This is a genomic window from Shewanella sp. MMG014 (assembly GCF_018100775.1).
Taxonomy (GTDB): domain Bacteria; phylum Pseudomonadota; class Gammaproteobacteria; order Enterobacterales; family Shewanellaceae; genus Shewanella; species Shewanella japonica.
The window spans coordinates 333,657-356,960 of record NZ_JAGJDZ010000001.1 but is presented as its reverse complement, the minus strand read 5'-3'; the positions used below and the strand labels follow the sequence as shown (position 1 = coordinate 356,960).

Sequence of the window (23,304 nt, the reverse complement as noted above, 5' to 3'; positions counted from 1 at the left end):
GTGAATGTATTTGGCGATATGTATTATGGGAGAAGTGATGAAGCAAGAGAACTTAGCGTCTGATGCGCTCATGCAACAACAATTACGTAAGTTGGATCTTAACCTTATTAGAGTGTTTTGCTGTGTATGTGATTATCAATCTATTACGCTTGCAGCGGAGCACCTTGCATTAACTCAGTCGTCAGTCAGTAATGCTATCAATCGGTTTAAAGCGGTTGTGGGTGTTGAACTATTTATTAGACAAGGAAGAGGGATCGCTCTCACTGCGATTGGTCAGCACTTGCACCGACAGTTAAGTTCGCCACTCATCGAAATCGAACAATGCATTAATAGCGTTAAAGCTTTTGACCCTTCGTTGTCAAAACGGGTATTTCATGTCAGCGCTAATGAATCAATTATTGATTTGATTGAAGCAGATATCGAAAAGTCACTGACGAATAAAGGCGTTGAAATCATTTTTACAGAAGCGATTTTAGATGAGGGTAATTTATATCAAGCCCTTAAAAATCAGCAAATTGATTTAGCGCTAGATATTGTTGCGCCAACTGAAGCGAGCTTTACCAGTAAGCAAATTGCCACCGAAAAGCTTGTTTGTGTTGCTAGGGCTGAGCACCCGCAATTTAAACATGGAATTGATGAAGTGTCTTACTTCGCGGCTAAGCATCTGTTTTATCGACTTCATCGTCATAACCAGCGAGTTGCAGAGATGATTTCAACAGACCATTTACCTGAACGATATATGTATGGTGAAAAATCCTCTTTACTGACGATGTTATCTGGCGTGAGTAAATCCGATGCCATTTGTATTGCGCCTTATACCTACGCGAAAAACTATCAATCTATTTTTAATTTAATTTTGATGGACTTGCCTTTTGAAAGCCAAGTGATTTCGATTTACAGTATTTGGCCAACACGTAATCATCAAGACCCTGCGATAAAGTGGTTACGAGAGCTGGTGGAGTCTGCGATGGAGAAAGTGTATTTAACCAAGAACTAGTAAGGTAAGCCGATAAATGAATAGCCCCGTTTTAAGGGTTATACGAGGTTAGGGTTTATTACTGAATCTAAGTTATTAAGTTCAATAACGTCGCCAGCACGCATATCATTAATTTGTATATCACCAATTCTGACCCTAACAAGCCTTAATGTGGCAAAGCCAACGGCAGCGGTCATTTTTCTGATTTGACGGTTTTTACCTTCAGTTAATGTGATTGAAACCCAGCTGGTGGGGCCATGTCTTGGATCGCGGATTTTTTTACCGCGTGAGGGAAGCATTGGCTCTGCGTTTAGCTTGAATGCTTTACAGGGCAGAGTGAGATATTTCGTGCCATTAATGCCAATTTCAACTCCGTTTTGTAGTAGTGACACCGCTTTGGTATCAATATCGCCATCCACTTGAACATAATATTCTTTTTCGATGCCTTTACTTCTCACTTTATGGCTCATCATGCCGTCAGTTGTTAGCAGTAATAAGCCTTCAGAATCATGGTCTAATCGACCAATTGCCATGGTTTTATCTGGAAACTGACATAACTCGCCCAATAAGTGTTTTTTCTTTCGAGTTTCAGGCACAAACTGACTTAAAAAACCAAAGGGTTTAAATATTTTGAAATGCTGATGGGACTGAATATCGTCAGTTGTTGGTGTTAAACAAGTAACATTGTCTGTAGGCATGAAGGGCTCGGTATTACGACAGAAAATAAATGAATAAAGCCTAGGGATTAGGCTTTATTCATTAAGCTGATTGATGAATAAGCAATTTATTGTCTTGCTAAACGGTGCGTCTCTGGAGGTTGCTCAAAGTCGCTTCTGAATGGGTTGATATCCAGTCCACCGCGGCGAGTATAACGTGCATAAACAGTGAGTTTAGTACAATGACAGTATCGTTTTAGGTCGGTAAAAATACGCTCTACACATTGCTCATGAAATTCATTATGTTGGCGGAATGAGATTAAATAGCGCAATAGCTTTTCATGATTAATCTTTGGGCCTTGATAACGGATCATCACACTTCCCCAATCAGGTTGTGAAGTGATTAAACAGTTAGATTTTAATAAGTTTGACGTGAGTGTTTCGACAACATTTTTCTCTTCAGTGCTGTCTTGCAAGTACTCAGGGTTAAATTCATAATCATTGACTTCAATATCTAGCTCATCGATACAATTGCCAGGTAGTTCAACAATACGTTGAGTATTGAAATGCTTAGGCTCAATCACTTTCACTGTTACCTTACCATTAGCGCATTGGCTTAAGTCAGTGGTTAAGGTTTGCTGAACGTGCTCTACACTGTCAAAACGTGTTTGGTTAAAGCTGTTTAAATACAACTTGAACGATTTTGATTCGATTAAATTATCACTTTCGATAGCAAGGTAAACTTCAATCATTGCGACCATAGGTTTACCTTTGGCGTTCAACCAAGATAACTCGTAGCCAGTCCAAATATCTGCCCCTTGAAATGGCAGAGTATCAGTTAATTCAATAGCGTCGCGATTAAGTTTACGAGGAACCCCTTGCAGCAGTGAAGCATCATATTCTGCTTGATATTGCGTCGATTGACCTAAAGTGAGTCCTTTAAGTGCATCTGCATCACTATAGGGGTCGTGATTGTGTGTCATCTAGTCTGTTTCCGTGTCAAAATAGACTTTTATTATAACCCAAAACTGGAGCATCTTAAGTGTCTTGTTCAACTTCATTGGAACATTTTTCTAGCCGTTATATACAAGCTTATCAGGATGTATTAGACGAGTTACCCCGTTATTTCCCACTTGGGCAAGGATCCGCTTGTATTGAAGGCAAGTATGATCTTGAATCTGACGATGCGGTTTTTTGGAAAGCGGTAAAACGAAAAAGTAATTCAGATTTCAGTAATGTAGAACATGCATTAGACATCAAGCTTCATCAAGATATTAATGCCTTTTATGGTGAGTTTTTTTCTGCGCCACTTTTTTTCGATTCTAAATGGGGAGAAGGGGAGTTACTGCAGGTTTGGAACCAGCAAGATTTTGAATCTTTGCAACAAAATGTGATTGGTCACTTAATGATGAAGAAAAAGCTTAAACAAGCACCAACTTGGTTTGTTGGCGTTTTAGGCGATGGCGAACAGATGATTACTGTCGATAATGAAGATGGCAGTGTGTGGATTGAAATTCCAGGTGATAGGCCCAAAGATAAATTAGCCGATAGTCTTGCGGAATTTATTGATGCGCTAACACCACGAATAACGCCGCCAGTTGAGCCGATTGTAGAGGAATATGTTGCTCACCCAGGTATTTGGCAGCGAATGAAAATGATGTGGAATGATTTGATTAAAGGTAAGAAATAATTGCTTATTCGGATATAAAATATAAAAGCCAGACTATAGATGCGGTCTGGCTTTTTTATTGAATGAACCGATAATGCGTAATCAGCTAACTCGTTGTATTAGTATCTATTGACGAGAAGATAATTTTACTGATGATCCCATGAGATATTCGATACGATTCGACATGGCTCGCACCTAAAGTGGAACATGTCTAATAATGGCTCATCTAAACGCCACGCTTTTGAGCCGCAACGTGGACAAGCTCGGTTTTTTTCACTGGCAAGGTTTTCGCCACCGACACGGTATAAATAATAATAAGTTGGGATTTTAGTTAAATATTCAACTCTGCCCCTGATATCCCAGCCCCGTCTAAATAAATCACTTTGATGACTGGTAATTTCTTCTAATGCTGCAAATTCAGCCTGAGTGGCCGCTGCCATTTGTAATTCATCACAGGCTTGCCATTCTGTCTGCCAGCGAATGACGCGTTTATGATCGCCGTTAAAGGTGGCAGGCAGCTGATACAGTGGAATGGGGAGCAAGTTATCGCCAGATCGGATAGGTGAACACATATGCACATAGCTGGTATATAACACTTGCCAGCTAGGCTTCTCTGTATTGCTGACTTCAGAGTTAATATCTTGGCCTATATATTTCTCGCGCGGTGCTAACAGTTTTGCGTCTGTTAATTGTTGTAAGGCTTGTTTAGTCCAAGGACTATTGTGACGAGTTGCTAAGCTGGTTTTTTCTGGCATCAACAATCGCACTTTAAACTTACCTTCGTTAAAGGCGACTGCAAATTCTCTTCCCAATATTTGACCGTTTGCTCGTAATGATTCGAGATAATGGTTGATGGCTTTTTCTGCCGCGGTGATGGTGGTATCCGCAAAACATTCAAATCTGAGCTCAGTGACAAACATGGGAGTTCCGTTAATGTGTTAAGTGTTTGGGTGTCGTTAAAAAGTCTTGTGGTCAATCTAATTTAAACTAATAACAGGGTTATGATTGATTTTCTAATTGGGTTATACGCTGTTCTAGTAATTCAATTTTTTTGTCAAAGTCAGCTTTCATTTGTTGGATTTGTGTTTGAAATAGTTGCTCAAGTTGTTGTCGCTCAGTATTGGCTGTTTGTTTGGTCGACTCTAGCGCATCGCCCAGATCTGGCAAGGTTTGCCACTGATCTTTTGGGATAGCTTTAAACTGTTGCAAGCCTTGGATTAACAAAGGCATTGGCACTTTACCACCCAGTTTTCCTTTTACTAATGCCATCGTCGGAGTGTGGCCATTCATTGCAATGGTTTTGGCCGCTGCGAGGACTTGTTCGATTGGACTCATAATTAGTGAAAATCCTCAATGTTGATTGGTGAAAATGATGATTTAATCAAATATTATTTTAAAAATATAATAAAATCAACAATATAACTTTTGGCATGCTTTTAGCTTAATCATAATGGACAACATTATAACGTATCTCAAAAACAGTTTGAGTAGAAATTACGTGAGAATCATTTTAATAATAAGGAAGTATCATGAAAGCAAAATTGGGTTTAGCATTGTTAATGGCTGTAAGCAGTCTTTCATTGAGTGGTTGTGTGTTGAATGTGGGTGATCACGAAGGTAATCGCAGCAGTTCTTATTGGGAAAAACAACAACAAACTAATCGTACTAATTTATCTAAGTTGACGATTGGTATGGCGCGAGATCAAGTAACGACTTTAATGGGTACTGCTGATTTCAGTGAGGCTTATGTTACTCAAGCTGACGCAGACAGTCCGAAAAAAGAAGTCCATGTATTCTTCTATCGTACTCAGTGGAGTAAAGGTGATGGTAAAACCACTAAGGATGAATGTACTCCTGTGGTGATCAGTGATAATAAATTAGTTGGTTGGGGCGATACGGCTTACCAAAAAATCTAGACTGTAGTTACTGTTATTGCCTTAATAAGACGTCCAGTTGGTCGACGAGTTCTGACCACTGGGCGTCTTGCGTTAAGGCCTCGGTAATAAATGCTTTTTGGGCCTCATTCCAAAAGCTAGCTTGGGTAATTGGTGTTTCGTTAGGAATGTTATGCGTAGTAATAAAGTGCTCAATTCCTGTCGGTGATGCATCCAGTCCTAGTTGTTCAAATAGGTGGTTTAACGTTATTGAGATGGTATCCATGATGACGACCTTATTAAGAAGTGAATGGACTTATCTTCACTAAGCCTAGGCGAGCGGATTAAAATTGCAATATGTTTCAAACTTGTTAACTTGTAACTATTCACTGAACTTCAATGAGACTGAAATTATGGAACAGACTACTATGGCGGAATATCGTGCAGTGTACCTGACAGCAGAAGATTTACGGGTGGCTGCGTCGATAATATACAACGCCTATCATGATGATCCGTTTTTCATTGAAGCCTTGTCCACGGCAAATAAAGCCAGTTACGAGCAAAAATTACGTGCCGCTATTAGGGAAGAATTAACTGAGTTATGGCAGCAAGAGCAACCTTTAATTGGCTGGTTTAATGGTGAAAGATTGATTGGTGTTGCGTGCGTGATTACTCATCAAGTGCCATTAGGTGAAAGCCGCTATTGGCATTGGCGTTTGAAAATGGTGCTGGGAACCGGTTGGAGCTCCACGCAAGCCTTAATCAACAAAGAGAATAGTATTTTAGAAAGCCTACCAAGTAATCAATATGGCATTCTGCAGTTTATAGCGTTATCGCCCATTGAACAGGGTAAAGGGAATGGCGCTAAATTGATTCACGCTGTGTTAAGTTGGTGTGATGACCAACCTGAACTCGATGGTATCGGCGTGTTTATTAATAATCCTAAACACGGTGAGTTATTTATCCGCGAGGGTTTTCAGCACCTTTCTCAACTGACGATCGGCACTGTAGATGGTGAAGTATTGATATATTCGAGTAAATAACTCGGTTCGTAGTTTATATAGTGAGCGTATTGATTTAATTGCTAGGTAGGATGGAAAATGAGCACGAAAAAATACCAAGACTTTAATTCTTTTTATCCTTTTTATTTATCTCAACATCAAGATGTAACATGCAGACGACTTCACTATATCGGTAGCGGAATTATTGTAGTCATGTTGATTATAGTGTTGTTATCAGAACAATGGTGGCTTTTATGGACATTGCCCGTAATTGGTTATGGCTTTGCTTGGGTTGGTCACTTCTTCTTTGAAAAGAATAAACCTGCCACCTTTGAGTACCCCTTTTATAGTTTGCTTGCTGACTGGGTCATGTTTGCACAAATGTTAAAAAGTAAACTCGGCCTCAAGAAAAACTCAGGTTAAGTGTTAATCAGGAATGTAAGAGATCTCTCACCTTACTGTAGGTTTTCATATTCTTTAATCGAGTTGATTTCTTTTATTTAATTTTTATATTCTTTTAAAACAATAGTTTAGTTGTTTTGGTTTGACGTTGGCTATTGTGAATATTTTGTTTCATCCACTTTTTCCATTTTTCTATTACATGATTTCAATACAATAAAGTCACTAAGCAATTAATTGAATGACTAAACAAATCGTTACAGGAAGTCACTTTTTAAAAAGTCAGTGAACAGTAATAGTAGTGCTTAGAAAGTATTTGGCGATTAACACTCAGGATGAGAGTTATTGATACGAATACATGTAATGATTTTCAGGATGAAAGTAGGACACGCTCAAGGAGTGGGCAAAAGCTCAGTTAAGGATTAACTGAAACATGGATGACCCCAAGTCAGGAAGATATGGGTAGCAGGAAGCAAATACCAGGAAGGTAATTTTAGGAGTTAGATTCGGTCAAAAGGATTGACTGTTCAAAGGATTGAGAACTCAAGTATGGCTTAAAAGGCATATACAAGGATATTGAGTAAAAAAGGAATAAGGGAGCAAGGAGCAAGACGATTCGCAAGGATGGAGCAGGGAGCACAACATAGCAGGATGGCTAACAAAGCGTAAAACTGGCGCAACCTTACATGTTAGGGTTGCGCTTTTTATTATATGAGATATTCATTTGTTAAATATGTGAACAGCTTAACTGCTTCAAAAGTGCATTTGTCTACCTGGTTTGTAAGAGATATCTCACAAGGGGTGTAAGAATAATCGCTTTTAAAATAGACTTACATCAAGTGTTTTTTTTAAGTTGCTGATAATTTTAACTTTATTATGTTTGTTTGAGATTTGCAGTGTTGTTTTTTTGTTAATCTGCTGTTTTGTGCATATTTATTTATTCGTACATCTCTTAAAATATACCCAAGCAGTAAATGCACGAGAGAGATAATTTGTTCATCAGGATGATGATTAAGAATTCACTTTCTCGACGACAGTAAAACAACCGTTATGGATAACGGCAGTGTCAAAGGATGATACTGACATCATTAAGATGAAGGGTTTTATTGTAGAAAAGGATTTTTAGGACATCAATAAAAGGATTTACGCTGTTATGGATAACAGTGATTGCATTGGATGCAAATGATTGAATCATGGATGTCATGGAAGAAAACCAAGGATGAATTAAAGGACACGCTTAAGGATTTGAGCAGGCTCGGTCAAGGGATAATCGAGTAAGAGGGACAGTACTTCAGTGTACAAGGAACATCAAGGATTGAATAAGGATAGCGCACGGAGCAAGTTAGACGCATGGATGGTGCAGGGAGCACAAAAATAGCAGGAAGGCTTAACAAGAGTACAAGAGGCCGCGGCAATTTATTGTCGCGGTCTTTCTTTTGGAATTTGTAAAGTTTGGACTCAAGTTTATTTTGGCAAGGTGAAGCGTTAATTACCGTTATTTTTTACTTTTTAAAGGCATGCATTGGTTTAGGCATTCTGGTGCAAGTGAAAACTCTACTTTACCTCTACTTTTACTATGACTTTTCACGCTTATTATCGTGTTTTTAAAAGTGTTAGCGACAGATATAAAAAACGCCATCAAAATGATAGCGTTAGTGATAATAAAGCGCATCAATGTTGTTATTATCGGCATTTACCCGAATTGCAGCTAGAAGCACCGCCGCAACCACCAAATTTGCCTTTAGCCATTGGTGCGTCCATCCATTCAGGCTCTGGAAAAATTGGCCAATTAATTTTTTCAATTTTTTTGCCGTGCATGTTGATATGGCCACGGTATTGGTTAATACCGTCGGTGCTGAACTCAAACATGAATTTAGCTCGCCAACATAACCCTGTAGTACCGCCAATGCTCGGTTTTGCCGACTCCATTGCGATAGCAAGCAGCTGAACCTTCTGACCAGCACAAGACTTTTCAGCATAACGGCGGCTGATCTCTGCCATTTGGCGCAATTGCCAAAAAAATGCAGCGACCACTACAACGGCAACGATTAATATAAAATCTGACATCATTGGCTTACGGCCCTAAATAATCCGCCAATGGCGGAAGAAAGTGTGGCGCTGCGGTCGGTACTTCTTAAGTCTAGTAATAGCGATTCTCGCAGGCTTGGTATTGCTACGATATCAGCAAATACTTGATTAAAGAAGTTTTGCGGTTGATTGGCTAAAACTTCTAGATAAAGTTTGCGAGTTGCATCATCTTTTAATGCTATCCAGCTTCTTGCTGCAATAGTGATCAATAAGTTTTCATCTAATTGCTGAAAATTAACCAACTGTTTAATGGCTTTTTGGGTTAATTCAGGCTGAGACGATAGTGCTCGCAGATAGATATGTTTGTGCTCAATGTCTGCTGCCGATAATTTATCAAAAATGGTTTCGGCCAATGAGTTTGAGATGGTGACATGTTCTAAACACTGACACACAGCAGCTTGTACTTCTAAAGGCGCGAATGAAAATGATGAATTGATGTGTTTGTCATGATCAAATTTGTCTAAACGAACACAGACATCAGCAATGCCCTGTAAACCCAATTGTTGCCAATTATCGCTTTGGGCTTGTGTTTCATCTAACTGTGCAAAATATTGAGCCGCATATTCATATTGTGCAGATGCTTGTTGGCTTAGCTGTTTTTTTACCAATGCGTTAAATAATGCTAACTTTTCTTGGCTTGGTTTAAAGCTAAATGGGTGATTGGCATAGCGTTCTTGTTCTTCATCAGTTAACGCTTTTGTTGGATCACGTCCAAGTGCTTCTAAAATCATTTTAATGAACTGACTACGCTGTGCTGGTGACAGTAATCCTCGCTCATCTAACGGGAGCTTTAAAAACCAGATAAAAGGTGGCTGGTCTTCACGCCAAAATACAATGGCAAATTGAGCGTGACCTTGAATTGGATATGGGTAAGGCGTGTTTAGTGCTTCAATTTGGCTAAATAGCACAGGGTCGATATTGGCTACTCTGCGGCCTAAATCATAAACCTGAAATTGGGTATTAGCAGTGTCGAGGAATTGGCTTAAGGTTTCGAGTTGTGTCATGAGAGCTTATTTTTCGCGATTAACTTGCCGCTATTATAGGGTTAACTGCCGCCTGATGATATGATTAGTCGCACAAACACCTGTGATATTTTCAAACCGTTTAAGCGATAATCTTCTGTTATGCCTTATATTCAAACTGTTCAATTACTAGAGTCGCTGGAACAGCAACTTAAAATCAATCATTTATGGTCAATCCAATCGCCATCTGATGCTGAGCTTGCCAGTGTTGCTCCATTTGCCTACGATACGTTACGTTTCGAGCAATGGCTGCAATTTATTTTTATTCCTAAGATGTCGATGTTGATCCAAACACAATCGCCGTTACCTAGCAAAATTTCACTGGCTCCGATGGCTGAGCATGTGTGGGGCAATCGAGCTGAACTCGCTGAGTTAACCAAGCTTTTAGCTGTATTAGATAATCTGTTAACGGGTCAATAAGGTGAAAATGATGACTGAAGAAAAATACATAAGCCCGTTTGCTGATGATGAATATATTGGCACCGATATTGATTTTGCTGAAGACGCTGAGAATGATGAAGTCGCGCCAGAATTGGAAATATTATTTCAAGATGAGCATATCGTTGCGATTCATAAGCCTGCAGGTTTATTAGTTCACCGCTCTTACTTGGCAAGAAAAGAGCGATTTTTTGCGATGCAACTTACTCGAGATCTCGTCGGTTGTCATGTTTTTCCGGTACATAGGCTCGATAGGCCGACATCTGGTGTGCTGTTGTTTGCCAAAAATAGTGAAGTAGCACGGGCCTTGTGTGAGCAATTTGAACAACATCATGTGAAGAAACAATATTTAGCATTAGTGCGTGGCAATATGCATGAAGCAGCGAGACTAGATTATGCCCTTAAGGTTGAGCTGGATGATGTCGCGGATAAAAAAGCCCGTAAAGATAAACCTGCCCAAGATGCTGTTACAGACTATGAGCCGTTATTAAATGCTGAGATCCCTTTTAGCTCTGGCCGCTATCCTACCAGCCGTTTTTGTTTGATTAAATTAACGCCTCAAACTGGTCGAAAGCATCAATTGCGCCGCCATATGGCTCATTTGCGTCACCCCATTATCGGTGATACGACTCATGGCGATGGCAAACAAAATAAGTTTTTTAGAAGCCACTTTGAAATTAACCGACTTTGGTTAATTGCTAAGTCGCTGCAGTTTACTCACCCGGTGACCAACGAGTTAATGCATATTGAAACAGAGCTTGAGCAGGAATGGTCAACTTTATTTGACCAATTTGGTTGGCAAGAACATTTGGATATTGATACTCCCCTAGACATAGCTTAATTGGCTCTAGTCAATATAAAGGCTTGGTATGGGCTTAATAAGGCTTGGTTTAGGCTTAGATTAGAAATATCAAAGAGATACTCAATGCAGTATCTCTTTCTAATGCGTTACATTATCTTTCCGCTCACAGCATACGTATCTTTTATGTACTTAATATAACCATTCTCGATACGGGTTTAGCGCTTAAGAGTCTGCGTTAACTGGCTTTAAAAGGTGCTTTGGTATGCTCAAGTAAAACTGATTTAAGCTTTTCAAACTCTTCAATCTTCTCAAGTGGCTTACTGGTATCTTGTTGCTCAGACCGAAAATAGAAGTTACGCCTAATGTGAGCGGACTTATGTTGCAGCTTAAACAATCTGTGCCTGTTGGCTTGACGCATAACAGTAACCTTAAGGTATATGTAAGTTATTACTTTTGTTTGTATTTCATACTTGCAGCTTAGCGTGAGAATACAGTATGGTGAAGTTATCAACCTCATGTCTTAGCCGCTAGCTAAGTGAATAATAGAAGTTAGTTAACTTGAAGAGAAGTATAACATGGAAAAAGTTAATTTAGTGTTTGGCACCGTATATGGCAGTGCTCAGTTTGTTGCTGAAACACTGGCAAGCAAAATTGCTGAACTTGATTTTGAAACTAACCTTATTCAATCATCTGATTTAACGGGATTTGTGCCTAAGGAAGATGAACTATTAATCATAGTTACTTCAACTACAGGTCAAGGTGATTTACCTGATGATATTGCGCCTTGGTTTGCTGAAATGAAGTCCGTAGCGCCTTATCTTCCTGGTTTACGTTACAGCATTATTGGTTTAGGTGATTCAAGTTACGAGACTTTCTGTGGCGCGGCTAAACAATTCGATGAATTATTTGCAGAACTTGGCGCCAAACCGCTAACAGCGCGTTTAGATATTGATGCATGTGAAACCATGGAGCCAGAAACTGACGCGGTGCAATGGATACCAACATGGCACTCAGCCGCTCAGTCTCTCAATCAATAAGACGATTAAGTCAGCAGTGGTTTAAATTTGCCCAGCGCCTCAGTCAGGCGCTGCTCATTCCTATTGCCATTTTACCTGCTGCTGGTGTGATGTTGGGCTTGTCATATAATCCACTTCCTTTTATTCCTCAAGAACTTGCAACGGTATTTTCAGCTGTTGGTAATTTAATCTTCACCATGATGCCATTGTTATTTGCGGTAGCAATTGCCATTGGCTTTTGTAAAGACCAAGGTATAGCGGCTTTTGTGGCAGTGTTTGGCTTTGGTGTTTTTATCTCGTCAATGGGGGCATTTACTGCAATTTATCAATTGCCTGCTCGATCTTTATGGGGAATTGACACCATAGATACAGGTATTGCTGGCGGTATTTTAGTGGGGGCGATGACATGTTTTGTGGTGAGAATGAGCCAAGATGTCAAATTGCCTGCGATGTTTTCATTTTTTGAAGGCCAGCGAAGTGCCGGTTTGCTGATTATTCCTTTTGCAATGGCATTGGCATTTTTGTTGGCTCACATATGGCCAACGCTCGCTTATCAGATAGATAGCTTATCACTATGGGCCGTTTATCAAGATCCTGCATTAGCTTTTGCCGTTTACGGCACGATAGAACGTTTTTTGATTCCGCTGGGGCTTCATCACATTTGGAATGCCCCATTTTATCTTGAAGTGGGTCAGTACTTTCATGAAGGTAAAATGGTTAGAGGTGAGATAGCACGTTATCTTGCTGGCGACCCTTTAGCGGGAAATCTAGCGGGAGGCTACTTGATTAAAATGTGGGGATTACCTGCCGCAGCGCTTGCGATTTGGCGCTGCGCTGATAAATCCGAACAAAATCGGGTTGCAGGAATTATGCTTTCTGCTGCGGCAACTTGCTGGCTGACTGGTATCACTGAGCCTATTGAATTTGCTTTTATGTTTGTCGCGCCGCTGTTATTTATTATTCATGCGTTATTAACTGGTGCGGCTTATGCGATTTGCATCTTGCTTGATATCAACCACAGTGTGGTGTTTTCTCATGGCTTGATTGACTTTAGCGTGTTATTTGCACAATCAAGTAATACCAGTTGGTTTTGGTTTTTAGGCCCATTAACGGCGTTTATCTATTATTTGATATTTAGGGTCAGTATTGTTGCGTTTAACTTGAAAACTCCAGGGCGAATAGCAGCAGAAGATACCGGAAATAAAGAAAGTTTACGTGCAATGGTCAGTGCATTGGGTGGTCCTGAAAATATCATTGAGCTTAATGCTTGTTTAACCCGCCTAAGAATAGCTGTAGTTGATCCTAAATTAGTTGATAAGCCACGTTTAATGAGATTAGGTGCTAAGGGAGTGATTAAAGTAGGTAAGGGCGTGCAGGTCGTTTTTGGCACAAAAGCAGAAAGTTTACGCAAGTTACTACAAAGGTACTTGGATACAAGGCAGTAATGCTTGCTCTGGCTTATATTTCATAAGGCTGGGTTATCTTCTAAGTGAGCTGTATTATTGGTCATCTCTAGAGCGTATAAGATAAATAATTCATAATTATTCCTCCTTTAAATTAAAGATTCTGTATATGGCTTACCTTATTTATCAAATTACCCATAAATATTGATGTTCTTATCTTGTGCTTGCCCTAGCTGTGTTATTAATGAATTAATTTAGTATGAAAGGCCTATTGGCAAAAATTGATGTGAGTCGTGTAGTTATGAAAAAAAACCAATCTGATACCCCTACATTAAGTGTAGATCGTAAAATTCTTATTACTGATTGTGAAGATGCACAAGGCTTGATTGCCAAAATTACCGGGGTATGTTTTGCCCACCACCTAAATATTGTTAAAAACACCGAGTTTGTAGACCATCAACAAGGACGCTTTTTTATGCGTACTGTGCTTGAAGGTCATATTGATGATGATGCTTTGCTAGCCGATCTTAGGCAGGTGCTGCCTGAGCAAAATCATATGAAATTGGTAGATGCTGGTCGTAAGCGCATCGTGATCTTAGTGACCAAGGAAGCGCACTGTTTAGGTGATATTTTAATGAAGTCCTATTATGGCGGCCTTGATGTGGAAATTGCTGCAGTTATTGGTAATTACGATAACCTGCAAGCATTAACTGAGAAGTTTGATATCCCGTTTCATCATGTTTGCCATCAAGGGATTGATAGACAACAACACGAAATGGCCATTTTAGAAATCATTAAGCAGTACTCGCCTGATTATATTGTATTAGCAAAATTTATGCGTATTTTGACGCCAGAGTTTGTTGCTCATTATCCAAACACGATTATTAATATTCACCATTCATTTTTGCCAGCCTTTATCGGTGCATCACCATATCGACAAGCATGGGAGAGGGGGGTAAAAATTATTGGCGCAACTGCGCACTTTGTGAATAACTGTTTAGATGAAGGGCCGATTATTAAGCAGGATGTGATTAATGTTGATCATAGCTTTAGTGCAGAAGAATTGGCGCATAATGGCCGAGATGTTGAAAAAAGCGTTTTGAGTAAAGCCTTACAATTGGTACTAGATGAGCAAGTTGTGGTGTATGGCAATAAGACTGTGGTGTTTTAACGATGCTTGTATTTTGTTACTGCAAATAGTCACAGTAAAATGTTAAGTTTATAAAAAAGGCCTCATTTCGAGGCCTTTTTTGAATCATTTATCAGATGATTAATATTAATCAACGATACGTAATAACTCGTTAATACCGACTTTTCCGCGGGTTTTAGCATCGACTTTCTTAACAATGATTGCCGCATATAAGCTGTAAGTGCCACATTTAGAAGGTAGGTTACCTGAAACCACTACAGAACCTGCTGGTACGCGACCGTAATGTACTTCACCAGTTTCACGGTCAAAAATACGGGTACTTTGACCAATGTAAACACCCATTGAAATTACGCTGCCTTCTTCAACAACAACACCTTCAACAATTTCACTGCGTGCGCCGATAAAACAGTTATCTTCAATAATGGTCGGGCCGGCTTGTAATGGCTCAAGTACACCACCTATGCCGACACCACCAGATAAATGCACATTCTTACCAATCTGTGCACAAGAACCAACAGTAGCCCAAGTATCTACCATAGTGCCTTCATCCACATAAGCACCTAGGTTTACGTAAGATGGCATGAGTACGGTGTTCTTGCCGATGAATGAACCTTTACGTACCGTTGCAGGTGGTACAACACGGATTGCTTCTTCTTTAAATCTTTCAGCTGTGTAATCAGAGAACTTTTGCGGTACTTTATCAAAGTACTTAGTGTCACCACCTTCAACCACTTCGTTGTCAAAGATACGGAAAGAAAGTAATACAGCTTTCTTTAACCATTGGTGTACGTGCCATTCGCCATCAATCTTCTCTGCAACACGAGCTTGGCCTTTATCAAGCATGCTAATGACAGTTTCGATATCTGCACGAACACTTGGCTCAACTGTGCTAGGTGTGATGTCCTGACGAGCCTCAAATGCAGCTTCTATGCGTTGGCGTAATGCCTCCATTACTATCTCCCAAATTGTGTTTATTGATGTAAAGGTTGAGAAAGCGCTCCTGAAAGCGCTTCGGATAATTGTGTTTGTTGTTCTTTATTTAACGCTTGTCCATCTGAAGTTTGCAGAATGAAGAAGTCTTCAGCTCGTTCGCCAATAGTGGTGATTTTAGCTGATAATAACGTGGTATCGCAGCGATATAATACATCACCGACTTTGGCCAGTAATCCCGGGCTATCCAATGCAATAAGCTCCATCATACTTGTATCATGCTTTGCACCTGGCAAGAAACTCACTTGTGTACGAACGTTAAAAGGTTTCATGATACGGGCCATTTTCCTAAATTTAGGTGGTTTAGGTTTTTGGCTCGCTAATGCTTTTTCAAGCGACTTTTTAATCGATTGAATTCGCGAGAGCTGAGTGATGGGTTCGCCATCTTGCTCTAAGATAACAAAGGTATCTAGGGCGTAATCATCATTTGATGTCATGACATTTGCATCATGAACATTAATATTTTTATTGTCTAATACTGTCATCACAGTGGCGAATAACTTTGGCTTGTCTTTAGCATAAACAAATAGCTCGCTGCCGCCACGAGTCGTATGCTTTGAAATAAGCACTAATGGCTTTTGCTTGTCATGCTTGAGCAAGGCTTCTGTGTGCCACGAGACTTGATTAGGCTGATGGCGTAAAAAGTAATCGTCTTTAAAGCGCAGCCACAGCTCGTTGATGCTTTTTTGTTTAAGGCCACGTCTAAGTAGTTCTTTTTGCGCTTTTTGTTGGATTTCTAATACGCGATCAGCAACATCAATAGGTTTCTCTTTACCGCGCGACAGCACCCTTTGAGTTGAAAAATATAAGTCTCGTAGTAATGAACCTTTCCAGTTATTCCATGCTTTGTGATTAGTCGCGCATATGTCTGCCACAGTTAGACAGTACAAATAACTGAGATGCACGGCATCTTGCACTCTATCAGCAAAAGTAGCGACAACATCAGGATCAGAAATATCACGACGCTGCGCAGTTACAGACATCACCAAGTGATTTTCAACCAACCAAGCCACGAGCCGTCCGTCATGATCGCTTAATCCATGTAACTTACAAAAATCAAGTGCATCAGTCGCGCCGAGTTTACTGTGGTCTCCGCCACGGCCTTTAGCGATATCATGAAAGATTGCGCCTAGCACCAATAACCCTTTTTTTGGTAATTGGTTGATCAAAATCGCCCCGAGTGGAAACTCATCTTTCTGATCTGCTTGGGCAAATCGGTCGATATTCAGCAGCAATCGATGTGTATGTTCATCAACAGTGTATGCATGGAACAAATCAAACTGCATTTGGCCTTCAATTTTGCGCCACGCAGGTAAGTAAGAAGATAAAATCCCATGCTTATGCATTAATGACAAGGCGGCAATTCCACGAGGATGCTTTAATATTGCCATGAAATACTTGCGGCATTCAGGATTATCTTGCAAAGGACCTGTGAGTTTACGCCTTGCTTGCCTTAAAAGGCGCAACGTCGGGGCGTATATTCGTTGAATATTAGAGTTACGTGCTACTTGTAAAAAGAGATTAAGAATTTGTTCTGGCTGGTTTTCAAATACACTTTCATCCAAAACTTCAATATAACGGCCGCGGCGCTGAAATTGATTATTGATAGGGTATATCGTTAATGACGTCGTTTGATTAAGTGTTGCCCGTTTAAACAATTGCAACAGCATTTCATTCAGCTCCATCACACGTCTAACCGTGCGATAGTAACGTTTCATCATTTGCTCAACAGCCAGTTGAGTGGCATCTTCATAACCCATTGCTGTCGCAACTTGGCGTTGTAAATCAAATAGCAGCCTGTTTTCATTTCTACCCGACGTCATATGCAGAGCAAAGCGTAGTTGCCATAAAAAATCACGACATTCGAGCAGCTCAGTTAATTCAACAGGAGTTAGGAAATCATGCTCAACTAAATCTTGTAATGAGGCTGCATCAAAATGACGCATCGCTACCCAAGCAATGGTTTGAATATCTCTTAAACCGCCAGGGCAAGATTTGATGTTAGGTTCTAAATCAAAAGCGTTGGCTTTTTCGTGGCGCAGATCTTGTTCTTCTTTTTTGCCTAAAAAGAATGTTTGCGAAGGCCAGAAGTCAGGCTGGCGGATAGCATCGTATAATTCGTCGTATAAACCGCTATCACCCATTAATAACCTTGCTTCCAACAGATTGGTGGCAATAGTGATGTCTTGAGCACCTTGAGAAAGTGTATCTGCAATAGTGCGAACACTATGGCCAATCTCTAACCCAGAGTCCCACAGGTAAGTGATGAACTGACTAATGGCATCTTTGGCTTGCTGACTGGTTTCATCAGATTGGGATAGCAGTAATAGGTCGATATCTGAATGCGGATGCAGTTCTCCTCGTCCATAACCGCCCACAGCGATTAAGCAAATAGATGCTTGGTCTAAACCAAACTTTTGCCAGTTGTCGAGTAAAAGAGCATCAACAAATTGGCAGCGCTGCTGAACTAAGTCCGTAATTGGCTGTTTAGCAGTAAATTGCTCCAATAAGCGCTGGTTGAATTCGATGAGGGTGTTTTTTGCTACCAGCGCTGTGTTCATTGATGTCCTTATTGAGTGTTTAAGTTATATCGTTCTTGGGAAGTCTTCTTCGCCACGTAAGGTTAATACCTCAACACCAGTTTCTGTAACGAGTAAGGTATGTTCCCATTGAGCTGATTTTTTACCATCTGACGTGGTGACTGTCCAGTTATCTTCTTTATCTAAAACAGTTGTATAACGTCCTGCATTAATCATTGGCTCAATTGTGAAACACATGCCGGCTTTTAATACAGTATTGTCATTGTTTTTGTAGTGAACCACTTGAGGTTCTTCATGGAAGCCTTCACCAATTCCATGACCACAATAATCTTGCACAATTGAGTATTTGTCCAAGCCTGATTTACTTGCTTTGATGAATTTTTCTATTGCAGTACCAATTTCACCTAATTTAACACCAGGGCGTACTTTTTTAATCGCAAGATATAAGCTTTCTTGAGCGATACGAGCAAGACGTCTGTCTTTCGGGCTAACATCGCCAATTAAAAACATTTTTGATGTGTCACCATGGAAACCATCTTTAATGACAGTGATATCGATATTTAGAATGTCGCCATTCTTGAGTTGGTAACCGCTTGGAATGCCATGACAAACGACTTCATTAACTGAAGTACAAATTGATTTAGGGAAACCATGGTAATTTAACGGTGCTGAAATCGCGCCTTGTTCTTCGGTGTATTTAGCGCAGATATCATTGAGTTCATCTGTGGTCACACCGACCTTGACGTGAGGTGCAATCATTTCCAGTACTTCTGCTGCTAATTTACCCGCAGCACGCATTTTTTCGATTTGTTCTGCTGTCTTGATGACTATGCTCATGAATATTCTCTTACCCTTGTATCGGTCAAAAAAGGCGTAAATAAATTTGTCAAAATTTGTGCTTTTTACCCAGTTATGATATAAAGCGCGCCGTTATGTTTAAGTCTTAATGAACGAGTCATTTGAATTAAGTATAAATACTTTCTTCACTTACTGCTTCACTAAGCGTAAAATATGGCGGCCATTATACATGTTATAGATGGCAATTTAACTAAATACTAAATCACACACGTATCGACACATTCTTCGGGGTGCTCTTAGTGCGCTATTTTAGCAAGCAAGAGTCGAAGGTATGGGATTCGTGGAGGTCTAACCCCCCAAATTAAGGTATATAAAATGACTACTGTTTCAATGCGCGACATGCTTCAAGCTGGTGTTCACTTCGGTCACCAAACTCGTTACTGGAATCCTAAGATGAAGCCTTTCATCTTCGGTGCACGTAATGGTGTTCACATCATCAACCTTGAGCACACTGTGCCAATGTTCAACGAAGCATTAGCGTTCATTAGCAACGTTGCTTCTAAAAAAGGTAAAATCCTTTTTGTTGGTACTAAGCGCGCTGCTGGCGAAGCTATCAAAGAAGCTGCAATCTCTTGTGACCAGTACTACGTTGATCACCGCTGGTTAGGCGGTATGTTAACTAACTGGAAAACTGTTCGTCAGTCAATCAAGCGTCTTAAAGAGCTAGAAAGCCAGTCAGTTGACGGTACTTTCGACAAGCTTACTAAGAAAGAAGCGTTAATGCGTACTCGCGAGCTAGAGAAGTTAGAAAAATCTTTAGGCGGTATCAAAAACATGGGCGGTTTACCTGACGTATTATTCGTTATCGGTGCTGACCATGAGCATATTGCTATTAAAGAAGCTAACAACCTAGGTATCCCAGTTGTTGCTGTTGTTGATACTAACTCTGCTCCAGACGGCGTTAACTACATCGTTCCTGGTAACGATGATGCTATGCGTTCTATCCGTTTGTACACTACTTCTGTTGCTGCAGCTGCTAACTCAGGCCGCGGTCAAGATTTAGCTGTTCAAGCTGAGCAAGACGGTTTCGTAGAAACTGTTTAATAAGGTGTGATGGTTACCATCCCCCTTATGTACCAATAGTTAATTGGTGAACAGGGGCCTTATGGGCCCCTGTTTTTAAATGCAATATTAGACGAATTTAAAATAGAGGATTTAACAATGGCAATTACTGCTGCCCAAGTTAAAGAACTTCGTGACCGCACTGGCGCTGGCATGATGGATTGTAAGAAAGCACTAACTGAAACTAACGGTGATATCGAGCTAGCTATCGATAACATGCGTAAAAGTGGTGCTGCTAAGGCTGCTAAAAAAGCAGGTAACATCGCTGCTGAAGGTACTATCCTTATTCAAGCAGGTGAAGGTTACACAGCTTTATTAGAAGTTAACTGTCAAACTGACTTCGTTGCTAAAGATGCAAACTTCTTAGCATTCGCTAACGAAGTATTAGCTGTTGCAGCTGCTTCTAAAGTAACTATTGAAGATCTTAAAGCACAATTCGAAGAAACTCGTGTTGCGCTAGTAGCTAAAATCGGTGAGAACATCAATGTTCGTCGTGTTGAATACATCGATGGTGCTTCTCAATCTTCTTACCGTCACGGCGACCGTATCGGCGTTGTTGTTTCTGGTGAAGCTGACGAAGAAACATTGAAGCACATTGCAATGCATGTTGCTGCTTCTAAGCCTGAATTCGTTAACCCAACTGACGTTCCAGCTGATGTTGTTGCTCGTGAGCAAGCACTTCAAGTTGAGATCGCGATGAACGAAGGTAAGCCTCAAGAAATCGCTGAGAAAATGGTTATCGGTCGCATGAAGAAGTTTACTGGTGAGATCTCTCTTACTGGCCAAGCTTACATCATGGAGCCAAAGAAAACTGTTGGCGACATTCTGAAAGAGAAAGGCGCTACTGTTTCTAACTTCATCCGTTTAGAAGTTGGTGAAGGCATCGAGAAGAAAGAAGAAGATTTCGCTGCAGAAGTTGCTGCACAAATTGCTGCTACTAAAAAAGCATAAGTAATTATCTCTTCATCCCCTAAAGCCGCAGCAACCGCTGCGGTTTTGTTATAATCAGGAAAAAATTATGAGCACCAATCCAAAACCTGCATTTAGACGCGTTCTTTTAAAACTAAGCGGCGAAGCGTTAATGGGCGAAGAAGGCTTCGGCATTGACCCTAAAGTTTTAGACCGTATGGCTCAAGAAGTGAAAGAGTTGGTTGAGTTAGGTATTCAAGTTGGTGTTGTTATTGGTGGTGGTAATCTATTCCGTGGTGAAGGCTTAGCGCAAGCTGGAATGAATCGTGTTGTCGGTGACCATATGGGGATGCTTGCAACTGTGATGAACGGCCTAGCGATGCGTGATGCACTGCACCGTGCCTATGTCAACGCACGTTTAATGTCTGCAATTCCTTTAAAAGGTGTTTGTGATGACTATAACTGGGCAGAGGCAATTAGTTTATTAAAATCTGGCCGAGTTGTTATTTTTGCAGCTGGTACAGGTAACCCATTTTGTACAACTGATTCAGCAGCCTGTTTACGCGGTATCGAAATTGAAGCAGAAGTTGTACTTAAAGGCACAAAAGTTGATGGTGTTTATTCTGCTGATCCAATGAAAGATCCTGACGCAGTTAAATATGATACTTTGACCTATGACGAAGTATTAGAAAATGAATTCAAGGTAATGGACTTAGCGGCATTTACGTTAGCCCGTGACCACGATATGCCTATTTTAGTTTTCAACATGAATAAACCGGGTGCTTTACGCCGTGTTATCATGGGTGAAGATGAAGGTACGCATATTAAAACGAAATAATCTCATAAAGGTTATTTGTTTAAACTAAATGTATACCAATGAGCGAATATCGACATAGCAACGACTATGTGCCATTCTCAGATTATCGCTTAAGTAATAAGTATTTGTGACCAAAAGGATATTTATCGTGATTGATACAATTAAAGAAGATGCTCAAGAGCGCATGACAAAATGTGTTGAAGCTACTAAAAACCAAATGGCTAAAGTACGTACTGGTCGTGCTCACCCAAGCCTACTTGATTCAATTCAAGTGTCATATTACGGTGCAATGACACCACTTAAGCAAGTGGCAAACATTGGTATTGAAGATTCTCGCACATTAAATGTAACTGTTTTTGATGCCACTATGGTTCAAGCTGTTGAGAAAGCGATCATGAGTTCAGACTTAGGTCTAAACCCAATGACTGCTGGTAACGCAATGCGTATTCCATTACCTGCACTGACTGAAGAACGTCGTAAAGACTTCATCAAAGTCGTACGTGGCGAAGCTGAAAATGGTCGTGTTGCAGTACGTAATGTACGTCGTGATGCTATCAGTGAAGTTAAAAAGCTTGAGAAAGCCAAAGAGTGTACTGAAGATGACGTTCGCCGTAGCGAAGATGAAATCCAAAAGTTCACTGATGCAAGCATCAAGAATATTGATGGAATTTTAGCTGCTAAAGAAAAAGAATTGATGGAAGTCTAATTCTCAACCTAGCAAAGCTAGAGTTAAAGCGCCGTGTAAGGTTATACTACACGGCGTTTGTCTATTTGAAAGGGTTGTAATAGATGTCATCCACTGTTGGATATGAGCCAGAAACAAAGTCGAGTGCTGATATTGCGTCATCAGAACAATTGCCAGGGCAATTATCTGAAGCAGTAAAGCAGTCGCTACCTAAGCATGTCGCTATTATTATGGACGGTAATGGCCGCTGGGCTCAGCAGCAAGGAAAACCAAGGGTGTTTGGTCATAAGGCTGGTGTAAAAGCTGTACGCCGAGCTGTGAGTGTCGCGAGCCAACTAGGCATTGAGTCACTGACCTTATTTGCATTTTCAAGTGAAAACTGGCGCAGGCCAGATAAAGAAGTCAGTTTACTAATGGAGTTGTTTTTCTCAGTATTACAAAGAGAAATTAAACTACTGCATAATAACCATGTAAGATTAAATATCATTGGTGATACCAGTCGTTTTTCTGCACGTTTACAAAAACAGATTGAAAAAGCACAACAACACACTGCAGAAAATACCGGATTAGTGCTTAATGTTGCAGCTAACTACGGTGGCCGTTGGGATATTTTACAAGCAGCTCAAAAGCTTGCAGATAAAGTTGCCCAAGGCGAGATTGAGTCAAGTGAATTGACAGAAGAGTCGTTAAATCAACAACTGTGTATGAGTGAACAGCACGAAGTAGATTTAATGATACGAACTGGCGGTGATTACCGTATCAGTAATTTTATTTTATGGCAGGCTGCATATGCAGAATTGGTCTTTACTGAGACTTTGTGGCCAGACTTCAACGAGCAAGCTTTTAAAGATGCACTTGCCGTTTTTGCCAGTAGGCAGCGTCGATTTGGTTTGACTGGCAGTCAAATTGAAGAAATACGAGCTGTATAAAAAATTTAAGAGGCTTTTGC

26 protein-coding genes are annotated in these 23,304 nt (G+C 40.3%); 15 read left to right on the top strand and 11 right to left on the bottom strand.

The window, feature by feature from the left end; all coding sequences use genetic code 11:
• The first annotated feature begins 37 nt into the window (after positions 1 to 37).
• Positions 38 to 997 (top strand): LysR family transcriptional regulator, encoded by a 960-nt coding sequence (locus J8L86_RS01495; protein WP_211028363.1) that lies wholly within the window; start codon positions 38 to 40, stop codon positions 995 to 997.
• Between the two features lie 38 nt (positions 998 to 1,035).
• Here the strand turns inward: J8L86_RS01495 and J8L86_RS01490 are convergent, their stop codons facing one another.
• A complete protein-coding gene (locus J8L86_RS01490) occupies positions 1,036 to 1,674 on the bottom strand; it encodes a pseudouridine synthase (protein WP_211028362.1) in 639 nt (212 codons plus the stop codon).
• An 86-nt stretch (positions 1,675 to 1,760) separates the two neighbouring features.
• Entirely contained in the window at positions 1,761 to 2,615 is an 855-nt protein-coding gene (queF, locus tag J8L86_RS01485; RefSeq protein ID WP_055023106.1) for an NADPH-dependent 7-cyano-7-deazaguanine reductase QueF, read from the bottom strand.
• 59 nt (positions 2,616 to 2,674) lie between these two features.
• Here queF and syd point away from each other — a divergent pair, with 59 nt between their 5' ends.
• On the top strand, positions 2,675 to 3,322 hold the full coding sequence (gene syd, locus J8L86_RS01480) for a SecY-interacting protein (protein WP_211028361.1): 648 nt from the start codon (positions 2,675 to 2,677) through the stop codon (positions 3,320 to 3,322).
• A gap of 125 nt (positions 3,323 to 3,447) precedes the next feature.
• Here the strand turns inward: syd and J8L86_RS01475 are convergent, their stop codons facing one another.
• Positions 3,448 to 4,221, bottom strand: coding sequence for a Zn-ribbon-containing protein (locus J8L86_RS01475; RefSeq protein ID WP_211028360.1), 774 nt, complete (start codon positions 4,219 to 4,221; stop codon positions 3,448 to 3,450).
• Between the two features lie 79 nt (positions 4,222 to 4,300).
• Positions 4,301 to 4,636, bottom strand: a complete 336-nt coding sequence (locus tag J8L86_RS01470) for a hypothetical protein (protein ID WP_055023103.1) — start codon at positions 4,634 to 4,636, stop codon at positions 4,301 to 4,303.
• 194 nt (positions 4,637 to 4,830) lie between these two features.
• On the opposite strand from J8L86_RS01470, the gene J8L86_RS01465 reads away from it, so the two are divergent.
• A complete protein-coding gene (locus J8L86_RS01465) occupies positions 4,831 to 5,217 on the top strand; it encodes a DUF3192 domain-containing protein (RefSeq protein ID WP_119968756.1) in 387 nt (128 codons plus the stop codon).
• Between the two features lie 13 nt (positions 5,218 to 5,230).
• Here J8L86_RS01465 and J8L86_RS01460 read toward each other — a convergent pair whose 3' ends face one another.
• Positions 5,231 to 5,461 (bottom strand): DUF2789 domain-containing protein, encoded by a 231-nt coding sequence (locus tag J8L86_RS01460; protein ID WP_211028359.1) that lies wholly within the window; start codon positions 5,459 to 5,461, stop codon positions 5,231 to 5,233.
• A gap of 127 nt (positions 5,462 to 5,588) precedes the next feature.
• On the opposite strand from J8L86_RS01460, the gene J8L86_RS01455 reads away from it, so the two are divergent.
• Complete coding sequence (locus tag J8L86_RS01455) at positions 5,589 to 6,218, top strand: GNAT family N-acetyltransferase (RefSeq protein WP_065109137.1); 630 nt, start codon at positions 5,589 to 5,591, stop codon at positions 6,216 to 6,218.
• Positions 6,219 to 6,275: 57 nt separating this feature from the next.
• The gene (locus tag J8L86_RS01450) at positions 6,276 to 6,599 is read left to right on the top strand and encodes a DUF962 domain-containing protein (RefSeq protein WP_211028357.1); all 324 of its coding nucleotides are present in this window, start codon (positions 6,276 to 6,278) and stop codon (positions 6,597 to 6,599) included.
• Between the two features lie 1,659 nt (positions 6,600 to 8,258).
• Here the strand turns inward: J8L86_RS01450 and J8L86_RS01445 are convergent.
• Together J8L86_RS01445 and J8L86_RS01440 are read right to left on the bottom strand one after the other, a co-directional pair.
• Positions 8,259 to 8,645, bottom strand: coding sequence for a DUF3301 domain-containing protein (locus J8L86_RS01445; RefSeq protein WP_055023098.1), 387 nt, complete (start codon positions 8,643 to 8,645; stop codon positions 8,259 to 8,261).
• Complete coding sequence (locus J8L86_RS01440) at positions 8,642 to 9,667, bottom strand: DUF3549 family protein (RefSeq protein ID WP_065109139.1); 1,026 nt, start codon at positions 9,665 to 9,667, stop codon at positions 8,642 to 8,644. The genes J8L86_RS01445 and J8L86_RS01440 overlap by 4 nt, the downstream gene beginning before the upstream one ends.
• Before the next feature lie 120 nt (positions 9,668 to 9,787).
• On the opposite strand from J8L86_RS01440, the gene J8L86_RS01435 reads away from it, so the two are divergent.
• A complete protein-coding gene (locus tag J8L86_RS01435; protein ID WP_211028355.1) occupies positions 9,788 to 10,105 on the top strand; it encodes a YqcC family protein in 318 nt (105 codons plus the stop codon).
• A gap of 10 nt (positions 10,106 to 10,115) precedes the next feature.
• Complete coding sequence (truC, locus tag J8L86_RS01430) at positions 10,116 to 10,964, top strand: tRNA pseudouridine(65) synthase TruC (RefSeq protein ID WP_055023095.1); 849 nt, start codon at positions 10,116 to 10,118, stop codon at positions 10,962 to 10,964.
• Positions 10,965 to 11,160: 196 nt separating this feature from the next.
• Here truC and J8L86_RS01425 read toward each other — a convergent pair whose 3' ends face one another.
• Positions 11,161 to 11,343: a hypothetical protein gene (locus J8L86_RS01425; protein ID WP_055023094.1), complete on the bottom strand. Its 183-nt coding sequence runs from the start codon at positions 11,341 to 11,343 to the stop codon at positions 11,161 to 11,163.
• A 157-nt stretch (positions 11,344 to 11,500) separates the two neighbouring features.
• Between J8L86_RS01425 and J8L86_RS01420 the strand changes: the two genes are divergently transcribed.
• From J8L86_RS01420 to purU, 3 genes are all read left to right on the top strand, one after another.
• A complete protein-coding gene (locus J8L86_RS01420) occupies positions 11,501 to 11,962 on the top strand; it encodes a flavodoxin (protein ID WP_211028354.1) in 462 nt (153 codons plus the stop codon).
• The gene (locus J8L86_RS01415) at positions 11,929 to 13,386 is read left to right on the top strand and encodes a PTS transporter subunit EIIC (protein ID WP_211028352.1); all 1,458 of its coding nucleotides are present in this window, start codon (positions 11,929 to 11,931) and stop codon (positions 13,384 to 13,386) included. The genes J8L86_RS01420 and J8L86_RS01415 overlap by 34 nt, the downstream gene beginning before the upstream one ends.
• Positions 13,387 to 13,645: 259 nt before the next feature.
• On the top strand, positions 13,646 to 14,515 hold the full coding sequence (gene purU / locus J8L86_RS01410) for a formyltetrahydrofolate deformylase (protein WP_211028625.1): 870 nt from the start codon (positions 13,646 to 13,648) through the stop codon (positions 14,513 to 14,515).
• Positions 14,516 to 14,620: 105 nt separating this feature from the next.
• Here the strand turns inward: purU and dapD are convergent, their stop codons facing one another.
• From dapD to map, 3 genes are read right to left on the bottom strand one after another with little or no spacing between them, the layout of a single operon-like run.
• On the bottom strand, positions 14,621 to 15,445 hold the full coding sequence (dapD, locus tag J8L86_RS01405) for a 2,3,4,5-tetrahydropyridine-2,6-dicarboxylate N-succinyltransferase (RefSeq protein ID WP_055023091.1): 825 nt from the start codon (positions 15,443 to 15,445) through the stop codon (positions 14,621 to 14,623).
• A 20-nt stretch (positions 15,446 to 15,465) separates the two neighbouring features.
• Positions 15,466 to 18,045, bottom strand: coding sequence for a bifunctional uridylyltransferase/uridylyl-removing protein GlnD (gene glnD / locus J8L86_RS01400; protein WP_211028350.1), 2,580 nt, complete (start codon positions 18,043 to 18,045; stop codon positions 15,466 to 15,468).
• Between the two features lie 24 nt (positions 18,046 to 18,069).
• Positions 18,070 to 18,861 carry a type I methionyl aminopeptidase gene (gene map, locus J8L86_RS01395; protein ID WP_065109143.1) on the bottom strand — a complete coding sequence of 264 codons (792 nt, stop codon included), beginning with the start codon at positions 18,859 to 18,861 and terminating at the stop codon, positions 18,070 to 18,072.
• A gap of 336 nt (positions 18,862 to 19,197) precedes the next feature.
• Here map and rpsB point away from each other — a divergent pair, with 336 nt between their 5' ends.
• From rpsB to J8L86_RS01370, 5 genes are all read left to right on the top strand, one after another.
• On the top strand, positions 19,198 to 19,926 hold the full coding sequence (gene rpsB / locus J8L86_RS01390; RefSeq protein WP_055023088.1) for a 30S ribosomal protein S2: 729 nt from the start codon (positions 19,198 to 19,200) through the stop codon (positions 19,924 to 19,926).
• 117 nt (positions 19,927 to 20,043) lie between these two features.
• Positions 20,044 to 20,895 (top strand): translation elongation factor Ts, encoded by an 852-nt coding sequence (gene tsf, locus J8L86_RS01385; protein WP_055023087.1) that lies wholly within the window; start codon positions 20,044 to 20,046, stop codon positions 20,893 to 20,895.
• A 67-nt stretch (positions 20,896 to 20,962) separates the two neighbouring features.
• The gene (gene pyrH / locus J8L86_RS01380) at positions 20,963 to 21,691 is read left to right on the top strand and encodes a UMP kinase (RefSeq protein ID WP_055023086.1); all 729 of its coding nucleotides are present in this window, start codon (positions 20,963 to 20,965) and stop codon (positions 21,689 to 21,691) included.
• A 127-nt stretch (positions 21,692 to 21,818) separates the two neighbouring features.
• A complete protein-coding gene (frr, locus tag J8L86_RS01375) occupies positions 21,819 to 22,376 on the top strand; it encodes a ribosome recycling factor (RefSeq protein WP_055023085.1) in 558 nt (185 codons plus the stop codon).
• A gap of 83 nt (positions 22,377 to 22,459) precedes the next feature.
• Positions 22,460 to 23,284, top strand: coding sequence for an isoprenyl transferase (locus tag J8L86_RS01370; protein WP_055023084.1), 825 nt, complete (start codon positions 22,460 to 22,462; stop codon positions 23,282 to 23,284).
• Positions 23,285 to 23,304 lie beyond the last annotated feature (20 nt).